At 32.4% G+C, this 14,785-nt stretch carries 17 protein-coding genes; 6 read left to right on the plus strand and 11 right to left on the minus strand.

Annotated elements, in window-relative coordinates; all coding sequences use genetic code 11:
• Positions 1 to 188 precede the first annotated feature (188 nt).
• The gene (locus PYW31_RS10780) at positions 189 to 941 is read left to right on the plus strand and encodes a M50 family metallopeptidase (RefSeq protein WP_046837092.1); all 753 of its coding nucleotides are present in this window, start codon (positions 189 to 191) and stop codon (positions 939 to 941) included.
• A gap of 121 nt (positions 942 to 1,062) precedes the next feature.
• Here the strand turns inward: PYW31_RS10780 and PYW31_RS10785 are convergent, their stop codons facing one another.
• Positions 1,063 to 1,707 (minus strand): metal-dependent transcriptional regulator, encoded by a 645-nt coding sequence (locus tag PYW31_RS10785; RefSeq protein ID WP_046837091.1) that lies wholly within the window; start codon positions 1,705 to 1,707, stop codon positions 1,063 to 1,065.
• Between the two features lie 120 nt (positions 1,708 to 1,827).
• On the opposite strand from PYW31_RS10785, the gene PYW31_RS10790 reads away from it, so the two are divergent.
• The 3 genes from PYW31_RS10790 to mntC are packed head-to-tail and all read left to right on the plus strand — an operon-like array spanning position 1,828 to position 4,330.
• The gene (locus tag PYW31_RS10790; protein WP_046837090.1) at positions 1,828 to 2,550 is read left to right on the plus strand and encodes a metal ABC transporter ATP-binding protein; all 723 of its coding nucleotides are present in this window, start codon (positions 1,828 to 1,830) and stop codon (positions 2,548 to 2,550) included.
• A gap of 26 nt (positions 2,551 to 2,576) precedes the next feature.
• Positions 2,577 to 3,410: a metal ABC transporter permease gene (locus PYW31_RS10795; protein WP_046837089.1), complete on the plus strand. Its 834-nt coding sequence runs from the start codon at positions 2,577 to 2,579 to the stop codon at positions 3,408 to 3,410.
• Positions 3,407 to 4,330 (plus strand): manganese ABC transporter substrate-binding lipoprotein MntC, encoded by a 924-nt coding sequence (gene mntC / locus PYW31_RS10800; protein ID WP_046837088.1) that lies wholly within the window; start codon positions 3,407 to 3,409, stop codon positions 4,328 to 4,330. The genes PYW31_RS10795 and mntC overlap by 4 nt, the downstream gene beginning before the upstream one ends.
• A 267-nt stretch (positions 4,331 to 4,597) precedes the next feature.
• Here mntC and PYW31_RS10805 read toward each other — a convergent pair whose 3' ends face one another.
• From PYW31_RS10805 to PYW31_RS10845, 9 genes are all read right to left on the minus strand, one after another.
• Positions 4,598 to 6,649 (minus strand): cation:proton antiporter, encoded by a 2,052-nt coding sequence (locus tag PYW31_RS10805; protein WP_046837087.1) that lies wholly within the window; start codon positions 6,647 to 6,649, stop codon positions 4,598 to 4,600.
• Between the two features lie 432 nt (positions 6,650 to 7,081).
• Positions 7,082 to 7,528, minus strand: a complete 447-nt coding sequence (locus PYW31_RS10810) for a Na+/H+ antiporter subunit G (protein WP_046837086.1) — start codon at positions 7,526 to 7,528, stop codon at positions 7,082 to 7,084.
• Positions 7,503 to 7,805 carry a Na+/H+ antiporter Mnh2 subunit F gene (gene mnhF2, locus PYW31_RS10815; RefSeq protein WP_046837085.1) on the minus strand — a complete coding sequence of 101 codons (303 nt, stop codon included), beginning with the start codon at positions 7,803 to 7,805 and terminating at the stop codon, positions 7,503 to 7,505. The genes PYW31_RS10810 and mnhF2 overlap by 26 nt, the downstream gene beginning before the upstream one ends.
• Entirely contained in the window at positions 7,802 to 8,284 is a 483-nt protein-coding gene (mnhE2, locus tag PYW31_RS10820; RefSeq protein WP_046837084.1) for a Na+/H+ antiporter Mnh2 subunit E, read from the minus strand. Before mnhE2 ends, mnhF2 begins: the two co-directional genes overlap by 4 nt.
• Positions 8,284 to 9,786 (minus strand): Na+/H+ antiporter Mnh2 subunit D, encoded by a 1,503-nt coding sequence (mnhD2, locus tag PYW31_RS10825; RefSeq protein WP_182475498.1) that lies wholly within the window; start codon positions 9,784 to 9,786, stop codon positions 8,284 to 8,286. Before mnhD2 ends, mnhE2 begins: the two co-directional genes overlap by 1 nt.
• Positions 9,776 to 10,126, minus strand: a complete 351-nt coding sequence (mnhC2, locus tag PYW31_RS10830) for a Na+/H+ antiporter Mnh2 subunit C (protein ID WP_046837083.1) — start codon at positions 10,124 to 10,126, stop codon at positions 9,776 to 9,778. Before mnhC2 ends, mnhD2 begins: the two co-directional genes overlap by 11 nt.
• Positions 10,123 to 10,548, minus strand: coding sequence for a Na+/H+ antiporter Mnh2 subunit B (mnhB2, locus tag PYW31_RS10835; RefSeq protein ID WP_046837082.1), 426 nt, complete (start codon positions 10,546 to 10,548; stop codon positions 10,123 to 10,125). The genes mnhC2 and mnhB2 overlap by 4 nt, the downstream gene beginning before the upstream one ends.
• Positions 10,535 to 12,931, minus strand: coding sequence for a DUF4040 family protein (locus PYW31_RS10840; protein WP_046837081.1), 2,397 nt, complete (start codon positions 12,929 to 12,931; stop codon positions 10,535 to 10,537). Before PYW31_RS10840 ends, mnhB2 begins: the two co-directional genes overlap by 14 nt.
• A gap of 22 nt (positions 12,932 to 12,953) precedes the next feature.
• Positions 12,954 to 13,505 carry a tyrosine-type recombinase/integrase gene (locus PYW31_RS10845; RefSeq protein ID WP_046837080.1) on the minus strand — a complete coding sequence of 184 codons (552 nt, stop codon included), beginning with the start codon at positions 13,503 to 13,505 and terminating at the stop codon, positions 12,954 to 12,956.
• A gap of 145 nt (positions 13,506 to 13,650) precedes the next feature.
• On the opposite strand from PYW31_RS10845, the gene sroA reads away from it, so the two are divergent.
• Positions 13,651 to 13,857, plus strand: a complete 207-nt coding sequence (gene sroA, locus PYW31_RS10850) for a sigS mRNA-stabilizing protein SroA (RefSeq protein ID WP_046837079.1) — start codon at positions 13,651 to 13,653, stop codon at positions 13,855 to 13,857.
• 22 nt (positions 13,858 to 13,879) lie between these two features.
• Positions 13,880 to 14,107: a DUF2922 domain-containing protein gene (locus PYW31_RS10855; RefSeq protein WP_046837078.1), complete on the plus strand. Its 228-nt coding sequence runs from the start codon at positions 13,880 to 13,882 to the stop codon at positions 14,105 to 14,107.
• 237 nt (positions 14,108 to 14,344) lie between these two features.
• Here PYW31_RS10855 and PYW31_RS10860 read toward each other — a convergent pair whose 3' ends face one another.
• Positions 14,345 to 14,581: a hypothetical protein gene (locus PYW31_RS10860; protein WP_046837077.1), complete on the minus strand. Its 237-nt coding sequence runs from the start codon at positions 14,579 to 14,581 to the stop codon at positions 14,345 to 14,347.
• Positions 14,582 to 14,785: the final 204 nt, after the last annotated feature.

Below are 14,785 nucleotides of genomic sequence, written 5' to 3' on the forward strand. Positions count from 1 at the left end.
AATTATTGTAATTTTAACACATGACCTGCTTAACACATATAAAAATGTAATGATTCAAGAGCGCTCAGATAAAATATACATCCAAAGTCTAAATGCTTTCTCATCAACAATACTTTATACTAAAATATATGTTAAAAATTTAAAGCTAATGTATACATGCTTTTGAAAATTTAAATCGAGGTTATACTATGACAAAACTACATGAATTTTTCAGTTTCGCTATCCAACTCAATCTTTACTGGGTGATATTGGTAGCATTACTATACATAATTATTCATAACTACCGCAACAAACCTATAAATCGTATTTTAGATATCTATTTGAATTATATACCAGTGCTCACACATGAATTCGGGCATATATTATTCAATAAAATTAGTGGTGGAAAAGCAAAGGATCTAGTTATTGTAGCCTCTCCTACCGAGCGGATGGAAACATCTCAACAAGGATATGCTATTACACAATCAAAACATCGTCTTGGCCAAACTATCACAACTTTTGGTGGTTATGTAATGCCGCCACTCATGTTACTACTAGGGTTTTGGGCTATAGATACGCAATATCCTAGCTTATTTATAGCATCCTACTTATTAATCTTTGTTTATTTTTTAATATTAACTTCACGAAAGTTAGTTCCAATCATTATGATTATTTTACTTTTTACATTGCTTTACTTATTATTTCAAAATGATAATCACTTTATGATGTTCTATATCTTAACAATTACTTATCATTTCATATTAGCTGTGTTGTTAGGTGAGGTCCTACAATCATCTTGGACTATTTTTAGACTTACTTTTTCACAACAACCTATATCATGGGATGGCAGTACTTTAAAAGAATTAACACGTATCCCTACGTTTTTATATAGTATAATTTGGATTACTATCAATTTATTCACTGTCTACCAACTATTTCTCTCCTATTTTTTAGCTAACTAAAAAGCATGGTATTTATGTCTCTTACATAAATACCATGCTTTTTCTTGTATTACTATAATATTCTATGCCTTTTATTTATAAAAAAGGCAACCACAACTCAGCACTTTCAAAAAGAGCATTTCTATTTTTCTACATATATATGAGCTGCGTTATCATAACTTAAAATAGTGATATTTTCTTCTTTTTGTACAATAATCACTTTATTTGTGTCATCTTTATTAATAAGCGTAATTTCTTCTCCAATTAAAATGTCTTTGCTCGTAAGATAAACTAACAATTCTGTTCGATCTCTCACACGTTTAACCGTTACTTTGTCCCCTGCTTCATATGATAATAAATTCGTTGTATAAATCTCTTTATAATCATTATTGCGAGGGATAACGCCTCCGTGTGGGCATGTCTTTGGATAATCTAATAACTTATCCAAGCGCTCCACAAACAAATGAGAAACCTTATGTTCTAAAACTTCTGCTTCTTGATGCACTTCTTCCCAATTATATTGCAGGATCTTTATTAAAAAGAGTTCTAGTAAGCGATGTCGCTTAATAATATCTAATGTATATGTTAAACCTTCCTTAGAAAGTTGTACGCCTTTATACGGTTTTGTTTCTACATATCCCGACTTCTCTAAACGATTCACCATTTCACTGACGGATGGCGGCTTAATGTTTAAATATTGGGATAGTGTCTTATTTGAAACGAAAGAACGGTCGCCATCATGTGTTAAAATCGCCTTCAAATAATCTTCTTTTTCTTCAGTTAGCATTATCTCACCTCTCAACTCATTGACCTTATTATACCATGAATTGACTTGACACGCTAAAAGTTCATAGTATATGATTAATTAAATTAGGTTAACCTAAAAATTAAATTAAGGAGGGCTAATATGTTAGAAATTAAAGATTTAAATCTCACTTTAGGTAATAAATTGATATTACAACATATTAATCTGGACATCCCTGTTCAAGGTGAAATCATTGGAATTATGGGGCCAAATGGTGCTGGTAAATCATCACTGCTCAAATCAATTATAGGTGAATTTAAATCGACTGGAACAGCACATTTAAATAAAACCCCTGTCGAAAATAGTTTAAAGTCTATTACCTACATTCCACAAAAAGCACATATTGATTTGGATTTTCCAATTGATGTGGAACATGTCGTTGTATCAGGAGCATACAAAGATATTGGGTGGTTTAAATGGGTAAATGTAGAAACTAAAACCAAATTAAATCAATTGATGAAAACTTTGGAATTAGAAGATTTAAGACACCGTCAAATATCTGAATTAAGTGGTGGCCAATTACAGCGTGTACTTGTTGCTCGAGCATTAATGACCGAGAGTACATTATATTTATTGGACGAACCTTTTGTTGGTATTGACTTCCATAGTGAAGAAATCATTATGTCTCAATTAAGACAACTAAAAAAAGAAGGAAAGTTACTCTTAATCGTTCATCACGATTTATCGAAGGCTGAAACTTACTTTGATCGTGTCATCCTATTAAATAAATCCATTCGCTATTTTGGAGATAGTGTTACTGCCATGAAACCAGAACATTTGAATCATACATTTTTAAATGCTCCGATTCAAAATGGCATGGCTTAAATGCATTAGAAAGGACGTAACTTAACATGGAGTTTTTTAACCATTTATTTGATTATCAATTTTTAAGCAATGCGCTTATTATTTCTATCGTCGTGGGAATCGTATGTGGTACAGTTGGTTGCCTCATCGTACTTAGAGGTCTCTCGCTTATGGGGGATGCTATGAGCCATGCTGTTTTACCAGGTGTTGCCTTATCATTCCTATTCGGCATACCAATGTTTATTGGTGCGTTAGTCACGGGCATGATTGCTAGTATTTTTATAGGGTTTATTACCAAGAGTAGTAAAACTAAACCCGATGCTGCCATAGGTATAAGTTTCACTGCTTTTTTAGCAACGGGAGTTATTTTAATTAGCCTTATTAATAGTTCTACAGATTTATATCATATTTTATTTGGTAACTTACTAGCAGTTACACATTCTACATTTTGGTCAACGATTGTTGTCGGTATCATAGTCATGTTATTAATCATCGTCTTTTACAGACCATTGATGGTATCTACATTTGATCCAATATTTAGTAGAATGAGCGGTTTAAACACTACATTAATACACTATTTTGTAATGCTCTTATTGTCTCTTGTAACAGTTGCTAGCATTCAAACTGTAGGTATTATTTTAGTTGTTGCCTTATTAATCACACCCGCTTCAGCTGCATTTTTAATTGCAAAAAAATTACATACCATGATGATTATTTCAAGTGTCATAAGTACCATTAGTGCTATTGTAGGTCTCTATTTCAGCTATGTATATAACATACCTAGTGGTGCCACAATTGTATTATGTGCATTCTTTATTTACATTATTATTTTTATATGCAACAAATTACAACTTTTCAACAAGAAGGGACAGGTTTCATGAAAAAATTAATATCACTCGCTCTTATTTTCTTACTTTTTTTAAGTGCGTGTAGCAATCATAAAAACGATACTTCCTCTAATGAAAAACTAAAAATAGTTACAACTAATTCTATATTATACGATATGGTCAAACATACAGCTGGTGATAACATTGAAATTCACAGTATTGTTCCAATTGGACAAGATCCGCATGAATATGAGGTGAAACCTAAAGACATTAAAGCTTTAACTGATGCTGACATTGTATTTTACAATGGTTTAAATTTAGAAACAGGTAACGGTTGGTTTAATAAAGCGTTGGCACAAGCAGATAAATCACCTGATGATAGCTCTGTAGTAAAAGTCTCTGAAAATGTTAAGCCATTATATTTAAATGATGCTGAAGGTGATGCGTCTAAACAAGACCCTCATGCATGGTTAAGCTTAGAAAATGGTATAAAATATGTTGAGAAAATTAGAGATACATTACTAAAGCATGACGAGAAACATGCGGATGATATTCAAGGTCACAGTAAAGATTACATCGCTAAATTAGAGGCGCTTAACAAAGAAAGTCACGAAAAATTTAATGACATTCCGAAAAATGAACGTGCCATGATAACAAGTGAAGGTGCCTTTAAATATTTCTCTAAACAGTATGATATTAAACCAGGTTATATTTGGGAAATTAACACTGAAAAACAAGGTACACCTGAACAAATGAAACAAGCCATTGAATTCGTTAAAGATAACAACTTAAAACACTTACTTGTTGAAACAAGTGTAGATCATAAGAGTATGCAAAGTTTAAGCGAAGAGACTAAGAAAGATATCTATGGTGAAGTATTCACTGATTCTATTGGTAAAAAAGGGTCTAAAGGAGATTCTTACTACGATATGATGAAAGAAAATATCGAAACGATTCACGGTAGCATGAAATAAAAGTTTTAGGCTATTAACCTCATTCGTAGGTGAATAGCCCCATGCCGTACGTTACCCTCCTTAAAACGTACGGCATGGTGGTATTCAAGCCTTATAATCATCTCCCATACTCCATCAACGGTTGGCTCCTCCCCCCGTTGATGGAGTTTTTAGAGTCACATATATGAACAGGCACTATTTTCTTAAGTTATTGATAATACAATGTTTTAATGCAAAAAAGCAGCTTTCCAATTTAGGAAAGCTGCTTTTTTATGTCTATTTAAAATTTTAATCTGTTAAACTATCAACAATAACCATTTCATCATAATTTATAGCTTCTCGTATTTTCAAAGCTGTTACTTCACTTACTTCTTCATCTTCAACAAGTTCATTTAACACACGTCGTTGTTCTTTAAGCGCAGTTAATTTAATTTTTGTTATTGAATTTTCATGTTTAGGATTAAAGAAATTGGACGGCGTTAAATTATCTGTTCGTAACAGATAACTATCACAAATCATACCTATTTCTAGTTTATTATCTTCTGTGGTCTCTTTTGCAAGACGGCTTACTACGCGATAATGTACCGTACGCATCACATTTGAAATTTCTTGCAAGTTATCTACAACAGATAAAGAAGAAGCAGCGTTTGTTTTAACTTTATTTTTAATTCTTCTCTTTAACCACATGGCTCGAATTTCAACTTTAATACGTTGTATCAAAGATGCTTGTTTATATACTTGAGTACGTTCTGAATAACGCATATAGTTATCTAATACGTTCGTAGTAATATCTCCATTCTCAACCAAGCTATTTAAAGTATTATTCTCAACATCGAAAGCTAATTTTTGCAATCGTTGCAATTCTTTCGTGTTTTCATCTTCATTCTCAACTGTTCTTAAGAATGCTAATTTATCATGATAATCTTTAATCACATTTCCATACTGAAAACTAGATTCTACTGTAGAAGCTTGATTTAAACTATCAATTACTTTTTCCAAAATATAAACACGTGCTTGTTTGAAATTCATGCCTTGTACCTTAGGTTTTTTAGCAGTAGGTGTTACTAAAGGTAATAAAAATTGTGCAACAATCAAACTGATAATAACCATACCTGATGCTATAAAAAGTAAATCGTCTCTAAAAATAAATGAGTGGTGATTTGCTAGCATGTATGGCAAAGTCAGTGCTATGGCTAACGAAATCGTTCCATGAACTCCACATAATGACATAATAAAAGCATACATACCTCTTCTCGGTGGTGATTCTGTGGCATTATCTTCATTTTCATTATGAGAAATCATTTTTTGGAACGGACTGACTGGTAAATAAAAATATGGATATAATACAAAAACCCATAAGAACCTAAATAAATAAATCGCTAATGCAATTAAAAATGTAACGACAATTAAGAACATTAAATTGTGTGGTTCATTTTCTATAATTCTCCCCACTACTTCAGGCACTAAAAAGCCTAAAATCGTAAAGACAAATCCATTTAAAGCATATCCCAAAATATTCCAAGTATGATTATAACTCATCTGTAGTCTGGTACGTGCTTGTGCAATACGATCACGTTCAAACCCATGCACTAAACCGGCAACTACAGCAGCAATGATACCTGATGCATGGAACATTTCTGCCACTATATATGTGATGAAAGGTGTAACAAGTTGAATAAATGTAAACATATTTATATTTTCTATGCCACGTCGAGATAAAGTTACCCTAAACCTTACTAGCGCAACACCGATTAAGATACCAACTATAAATCCACCAATCGACGAAATAAGAAATTGTTCAATGGCGTTTGCCATTGAAAATGCTCCTGTTACTAGTGCAGCTACAGCAATTTTAAAAGATATGATACCCGCCGCATCATTTAGAAGTGATTCACCCTCTAAAATTGTCATAGAACCTTTTGGTAAAACTTTCCCATTAGTGATTGCTTGAACAGCTACCGCATCAGTTGGGCATAGAATTGCAGCAAGTGCGAAGGCAGCAGCCATAGGTAAATCTGGCCATATCCAATGAACAAATAACCCAACTACAATTACAGTGGTAACTACTAATCCTAATGCCATCATTAATACCGGCTTAATATAACGCCTTAGGTGCACACGCGAAACTTTAACTCCTTCAACAAACAGCAATGGCGCAATTAGTGCAACCATAAATAATTCAGAATCAAAATTAAATTCGACAGGGACCGGCGTTACATATAACAACACACCTAAAATGATTTGAATGAAAGCTAATGGTACTTTAGGAAGAAAAGTATGCACAAAGGAGCTAGCGATGACTAACGCTAAAAAAACAAGAATCGTTTCAAATATTTGCAAGGTTTCACCTCTTTTCAACTAAATTATTTGTTTCATAATTGTTGAGGTTGAAACATAAATTAAACTGTCTTCTAACGAACATAATGTGTCCCAAACCCTTATAGATTATTTACAAACAGCTTTAGGGTTTACTGTTCGCCTAATAATTTAAAAATTAACACAATTACAAATATATATTATTTTATCATTTTTTTACCCACTTCTTAAATGTATTGCACTTCTCAAGTAGTATTTTTTAAAATTATTAAATTTAAATCATTACATTCAACTCGTTATACCTTTACTATTTAACAATAAAATTGCAACTTTCTTTATGTCGTGAAATTATATATTCGTTCTCCACAAAAAAATATCCCCTCAACAAAGTGCGCACTTTTGAGTGTCAACTTTGGTGAGGAGATTGTTATTTTCAATCATTTTATTGTCTATACACTAATAATCCTGCTCTTTTTCATATGTTTCACGTCTACGCTTTTCCCTGTCTTGTGCACGTTTTTTCAATTGATCAAATGTATTATTCTCAGTGGAACTCAATAAAATATTGGTTTGTCTCGGTGCATCACTTTTGCGATACATATACGCTCCTGTACGATAAGCAGCACGTGAGATCAAATGCCCTCCAACTGGTGCTGTTAAATTAATGAACACTAACGCTAAAATTAATCTTACACTCAAATAACCTTGTGAAGAAATAAAATAAATAATAACGCCTACTAACGTTAACAAAACCGAAAGCGTGGAACTTTTTGTCGAGGCATGGCTTCGTAGAAACACATCTTGGAACTTAATTAATCCAATCGCACTTATTAGCGCTATAATACTTCCTAAAAACATCATAAAAGCAGCTAGTAAATTAACGATTTCGCTTGTTATTTGCATTGAACACGTGCCCCCCTTCTATATATCTGGAAATTGACACGGAACTAACAAATGAAATGATAGCAATAAGTAAAATTGAATCTAGGAATGAAAATGTCCCATATACAATACTTAACACGCCTACAATTGACATAAGAATTGCACTTGCTGTATCAAATGCTACGACTCTATCTGCAGTTGTGGGTCCTTTAATTAACCTGAACAGCGTTAATAATAATGCTATTCCGAATATAATTAAGGCGCTTGTAATGAAAAAATCAATAAGAGATTCTATCATTCTGTCACCTCCAATATCAGTCCTTCGTATTGTCTAATACTTTTTAGCAATTTCTGTTTTTCTTTATCTGAAACATCAATGGCATGTATAAAGAACTTTTGCTTCTTCTTCGATATTCTTATAACTGTAGACCCTGGAGTAATTATAATTAATATTGTTAAAAATGAAACTTCCCAGTCACTATCTAACTTTGTTTCATAAGTTACTAAACCTGGGTTTAAATCCTTTGTTTTAAATAATATATAGTTAATTGTTGTAATACTAGATGTAATTAATTGGTACAGGTATACTACTAAAAACTTAATTGCTACCCAAACTTTTTTTAAATAAAATTGTTGGCCAAAAAAGCGATGTAATATATAAATGACTAACAATCCAATAAGATAGCCAGCGAAGAAGGTAGATGCTTTAAAGGAGTCTTCATCTTGAAATAAAACCCATAAAAAAGCTATGACAATGTTAAGTAAAACTTGTCTCATTATTTAGCCTCCTTCTTCAAATGAGGATTAACCGCTTTTTCATAGCGTCCATCATCCATATTTAAATGTGTAGCATTATCTGTAACTTTAAATATAAGTGGCGCTACAATACCCATTGCTAATACCGTGCCTACTAAAATAGCTATGAGACTCTTACGGTATACAGGAATAGCTTTAAATATTTTTTCTTCGCCTTTTTTTTCATTGCCTAAATACATCACGAAAAACACACGGAATAAACTGAACATCGCAATGAGACTAGTAATAATCATTAACGCTAACCCTATATAATTACCATTTTCAATAGCACCTTTAAATATAAACACTTTTCCCGGAAAGCCACTAAATGGTGGCACGCCACCAATAGCTAATATCATAATCACAAAAGCTACACCAAAAAACGGCTCTTGTTTAGCTAAACCATGTAAGTGTCTGTATTGCCTGTATCCAGTAATATAAACTAAACTTCCTATAAGGAAGAATAATAGCGTCTTAACGACCATATCGTTAGCTAAATAAAATATTGCCCCATTCACTCCTGCATAAGTATTTGAACCTAGTCCTAATATAATAAAACCAATTGATAGAATGACTTGGTATGCAGCAATTTTTTTAATATCTTTATAAGCAAGTACACCGAATGCACCAATTAACATTGTAATACAAGATAAAAATACTAGTAATGGATGTGTTATACCATCATGTTCATCAAATATTAATGTAAAGAAACGAATCAAGGCATAAGCTCCCACTTTAGTCATCAACGATGCAAATAGTGCCGCTAGCTCAGTATTAAGTACTGCATAAGCTTTAGGAAGCCACATAAAGAGTACTAAAGCCGCCTTTGCACCAAATGCGATAAGGAAGACCATAGATACAATAACTATTGAACTTTGATTATCCATCTCACCTATTCTTTGGGCCACCAATGCAAAGTTTAATGTACCTGTTAATTTATATAATAAGCCAATACCTAAAAGTAAAAGCCATGATCCTAATATATTTAAGACAACATATATAATAGCTGCACGTAATTGTTCTACTGATTGCCCTAATGTAATTAATACAAAGGAAGCTAATAACATTACTTCAAACATAACATATACATTAAATAAATCTGCTGTTAAAAATGAACCAATGACACCAACTGTTAAGAATAAAATAAAACTTGGTAAGTAGTAACGAATCGCCCTTTTTTCTGCTCTCCCAAAACCATACGCCATGATTAGCGTTACAACAAAACTCGAGGTTGTTACCATTAATAAACTTAACGAATCTCCTACAAACTGGATGCCAAACGGCGCCTTCCATCCTCCAAAGTCTAAAGCAATAGGCTTATTGTACATCACATAAACGAGTAACAATAATGAAATTATCGTACTCACTGCCATAGTACCAATTGAAAAGATTCTAGATAATCTACTTTGTGTACGTATGAAGACTAGTGCTAAAGCACACACTGCAGGTAGAAGTAATGGTAAAATCAACAAATTACTCATCATCATCGTCATCATCACCTCTCAACACATCAATTTCGTCTTCTTTTGTAACACGGTATGTTCGATACACAAGCACTAATAAAAAGGCAGTCATAGCAAAACCAATGACTATTGCCGTTAGTACAATAGCTTGTAATAAGGGATCAACAAAATGTTCGTTCCCCTCTCCAATTAATGGTTCAGACATATTTTTACTATAGTGTCCCATACTCATAATAATTAAATTACCTGCGTGGGTAAATATCGAAATTCCTATTACAATACGGATTAAATTGACCGATAATATCATATACGTTCCAATAAATATTAAGAAGCCAATAACTAATAATAAGATTAAATTCATGAGCGACCACCACTAATGGACAGCATTACTGTTACAACTACACCAACAACAGCTAATACGATTCCCGCTTCAAATAGCGTAACCGTCGTTAGATGAACTTCCCCTAAAATTGGTAATTGTACATGTGCATCTGTTTGGTAAAGGAACGGTTTACCAAAAAACATAGGTATGACTGCTGTAGCAAATGATACTAAAGATCCCGTAATCATTAATATTCTAAAATCTAGCGGTAAAGATACTAATACTTGCTTAACATCGAAGGCCAAGAACATCAACAGAAAGGCTGAACTAAATACGAGACCGCCAATAAAGCCTCCGCCGGGATTATTATGTCCTGCTAAAAACAGGTAAAAACCAAAAGTTAATAGTATAAATACAACAATTTTGGTTACCGTTCGTAATACTACGTCATTCTCTTTCATCTTGACCCCTCCTATCTTTAAAGTTAAGTAATGTATAAATACCTAAACCAGCAATTATAAGTACCAGTCCTTCAAATAATGTATCTAAAGCACGAAAATCTCCAAGTATCGCATTCACTATATTTTTACCACCTGTTAATTTATATGCATCGTGATAAAATGTTGATATCGTAGGCATTGAATCACTTTGCTGTGCAATAAATACAAGCGTCACAACGATAATTGCCATCATCAGTGAAACAACAATCTTCACTGCTTCACGTTTCTTATGTACTTTTGTACGTGGTACGTTTGGCAATCTTGAAAAACTGACAATAAATAATATTGTAGTAATTGTTTCTACAACCAGTTGTGTCAGTGCTAAATCAGGTGCTTTCATTAATATGAAGAAAATAGTTACACAATAACCGATAATGCCATTCAGTATAACCATCGTTAAACGTTGACGAATAAATGTTAAAGCTATTCCTAGAACAAATACAACGATGAGGGTAATTACTTCCAATGGTCCAAACTCACTTACATGAATTTGATGCACTTTTGGAAATCCTGCTTCAATGATGCCGTAAGTTACAATCATTATAAAAATCAGTAGTGTTAACGTGATGTAGTGATTTAAACGGTTATTCATCAATCCACGAATACTATATCCTGAATAATGTTCAAAATGTTTATATGAACCTAAATAAATTTCCGTAATTGATTTCACTTTAATATGATTGGCATATTTTTTCCAATCTATTTTAAGGGCTGCTATAAAGCCAACTATAATGACGATAGCACTTAATGTTAAGGGTAAATTGAAACCGTGCCATTGTGAAATATGTGGCGCTAATTCATCTACATTTTCTCCAATTGTGATACTTCGTAATGCCGGTAAAATGATTGATTCTCCAAATAGATTTGGTATGAAAAAAATCACCGGCAACAAAATCATCATAATTGCAGAAGGTAGTGTGAATAAAAAGGGTTCGTGTGGCGATTTTAAAGGTAGATCTGCTTGCTGAGAATCCCCCCAGAAAACTTCTTTAATCATATAAACAGCATAAATCAACGTAAATATGCTCGCCACTACTCCAATCGCTGTGATAATTATAGTAAGTATAATATTAAACTGTGGTAATTCATTTGTACTTACTAAACTTTCAAAAAACATTTCTTTACTTAAAAATCCATTTAGGAAGGGTATACCCGCCATAGATAATGCAGAAAGCAACATGACAATATGTGTTATAGGAAATACCTTTCTTAACCCTGATAATCTCCGAATATCTCGTGTCCCTGTTTCATGATCTATGATTCCGACCCCCATAAATAACGCACCTTTATAGAGCGCGTGATTCATAAGATGAAATAATGCTGCAAATAGTATTAATCCATAGACCTTAGAAGCTTCTCCAGAGGGATGTTGTGCAAATCCCCCACCAAGACCTACCATTGATACAATCATCCCTAATTGGCTAATTGTAGAATAGGCTAATATACCCTTCAAATCAAACTGGCGAGTAGCATTAATTGCACCAAATAGCATTGTTATTAAACCAACAAATGTAACACAGTATATGTAGAAATCACTCAATCCCAATACTGGCGTAAATCTGAATAGTAAAAAAATACCCGCTTTAACCATTGTAGCTGAATGTAAGTATGCACTTACCGGTGTCGGTGCTGCCATGGCTTTAGGAAGCCATATATGAAATGGAAATTGTGCAGATTTTGTAAATGCCCCTAATAATATCATGATAATAATAGGAATAAATAAATTACTTTGTGCTAATTTATCACTTTGTTCTATTATTTCAGAAATTGAATTTGTCCCTGTCACTATATAAATCATTATAAATCCAGCTAATAAAGCAAGACCACCAAATACTGTAATCATAAATGATTGTATAGCGCCAAATTGACTTTCTCCCTTGTTGTACCAATACGCGATAAGTAAGAATGAAGATACACTTGTTAATTCCCAAAATACATACATGAGTATTGTGTTATTAGAAGTTACAACACCTATCATACTGAACATAAATAATAATAAGTAGATATAAAAACGTGGTAAGTTATCATGTTCTTTAGATAAATATTGTGTCGCATAATAAAAAACTGCTAAACCGATCAATGATATTAATAAACTAAAAAATAAGCTTAAACCATCAACTCTAAAATCGATATTAATATCTAATAGCGTAAGCCATGGTATTTTAACCGTTACAAAATGTCCTTGCATAACTCGTGGTATTTGCCACAAAAAGTATATTGATGAAATGATTGGTGCTATCAATACAAATTGCCCGGCATGTTGTTGTAACTTGTGATTCGTTAACGTAAATAATAATAAAATCATTATGATTAACAAAGCACTAAATAGATATACTAAGCTCATCCTATTCCTCCTTTTTATTTAATTATAAACTCAAAGCGATGGTTGTTTTACTCGCTTTTGTTGAAATACCAATAAATTTCATCGTTTCGAATGTCGTCTGGTGTCCAAGGTATTTTTGAATAATTGAAATTGAAATGCCAGACTGATAAGCATGATATGCAAACGTCTTCCTTAATGTTGTTAGCCCTATGTGTAGCATACCTAACTCATCTGCCGCAGCATGAATAATCCGATAGGCTTGCTGTCTTGAGAGCCCTTTCAATGTGCGATTCGATTGAAATAATAATTCATCATCCATCAATTGTGCTTGTGAAATAAATTGTGATAATTCTTGTCGTAATGCTTCAGGTAATTTTATATAAATACTCGGCGCATGGTCTTCTAACCAATACACCTTTATATCATCATGTTCTCCTTTAACATCTGCTACACAAAGGTTTAATAACGCCGATAACTTAACACCCGTATGTATAGCAAATTTAAACAATAAATAATCTCTTTTAGACTTACGGCTTAACACTTCATACATCGCTCTTATCTCTTTAATATCCCTAATTGGATCCACTTGATTCATATATTCACCTCTGACCATCTTAAATGTTTCTTATTTAATGATATATGATATTTAAGTAACATGAAAGTGTTTAAGATTATTTTTTTAAATTTTTTGACCATTTTGCCTTTTTATTTCGATATATATAATGAAAGGAGGTTAAAATATGAATCAAATCAATCAACTTGCTGTTACATTGTCACGTGTATTGTACGATAAAGATGGAAAAGCATCCCTTTTCAAACGTCACTTTGCTAATTTAAATACAGATGCAACGCCTGAACAATTAAAGAGCTTTAAATCTATTATCGAACAAATCACAGGAGAACGTTTTGAAACACTAGAAGTTATCAAAACAGAAACGATTAATTAAATATTAAGGGGGAGTCATTACAATGGCACAAACACTAGAATTTATTTTCAACGATGCCGTAAACAAGTCTATAAAAATTCAATTGCCCAAAATCGAGCATTTTCTCAATGATACTGCTGTAAAAGAAGGTATGAACAAATTAATCGCTCTAGATATATTCAGACCTAAAGCCGGTATTCCTACAAAAGTGCATTCAGCACAAATTATAGATAAATCAACTAAAGTTATCTTCGAAACACTTACAAAATAAATTTCACTATTGCTTATACGATATATGTAGAAACTGTTGGCAAAGGCGTGCGACTTTGTCGACAGTTTTTTCAAAATGACACGATTTCTTGAAATACATGTTTAACTTTTAATATTTAGCTGTATTAATTCCTAGATATTCACGCCAAATTATTGTTATTAGATTCATCTTGATAATAATAAAAAACCAAACGTCATTTGCGTTTGGTTTTTTATTACTCTATTTAATCATTCAATATCATTGATTTTTCAGTGGTCTCAATCTGACTCTGTCACCAAAAAATATCTTCTTTTTACCTAATTTTTTGCATAATGCGTATTGGTCATAAACTTCTATAATCTGTGCCAAATTTTTATAAGATCTTCTTGGGTTTAATATCTCAATAAATTGCTTATTTTGTATACCTTCATCGTTACCTGCTCCTACAAAAAAAGTTTCCTCATCTAAAAGACGAATTATGGAAAGTTGCTTCAATATATTCAGTCACTCACTTCTTAATAACATTCTTATTATTTAATAATATTTATTTTCTTAGTTGTGTATATTCAAGATTCATTATAATAGTTAACCTTTTTATTTCCGAAAAGATTCAACTTATATATCTTATTACACTTTGTGTGTTGTGTACATCATTATTTATTATAACTACAAAACCTTTTTCTCAAATTAACTCATATG

This window comes from Staphylococcus succinus (genome assembly GCF_029024945.1).
GTDB classification, from domain to species: domain Bacteria; phylum Bacillota; class Bacilli; order Staphylococcales; family Staphylococcaceae; genus Staphylococcus; species Staphylococcus succinus.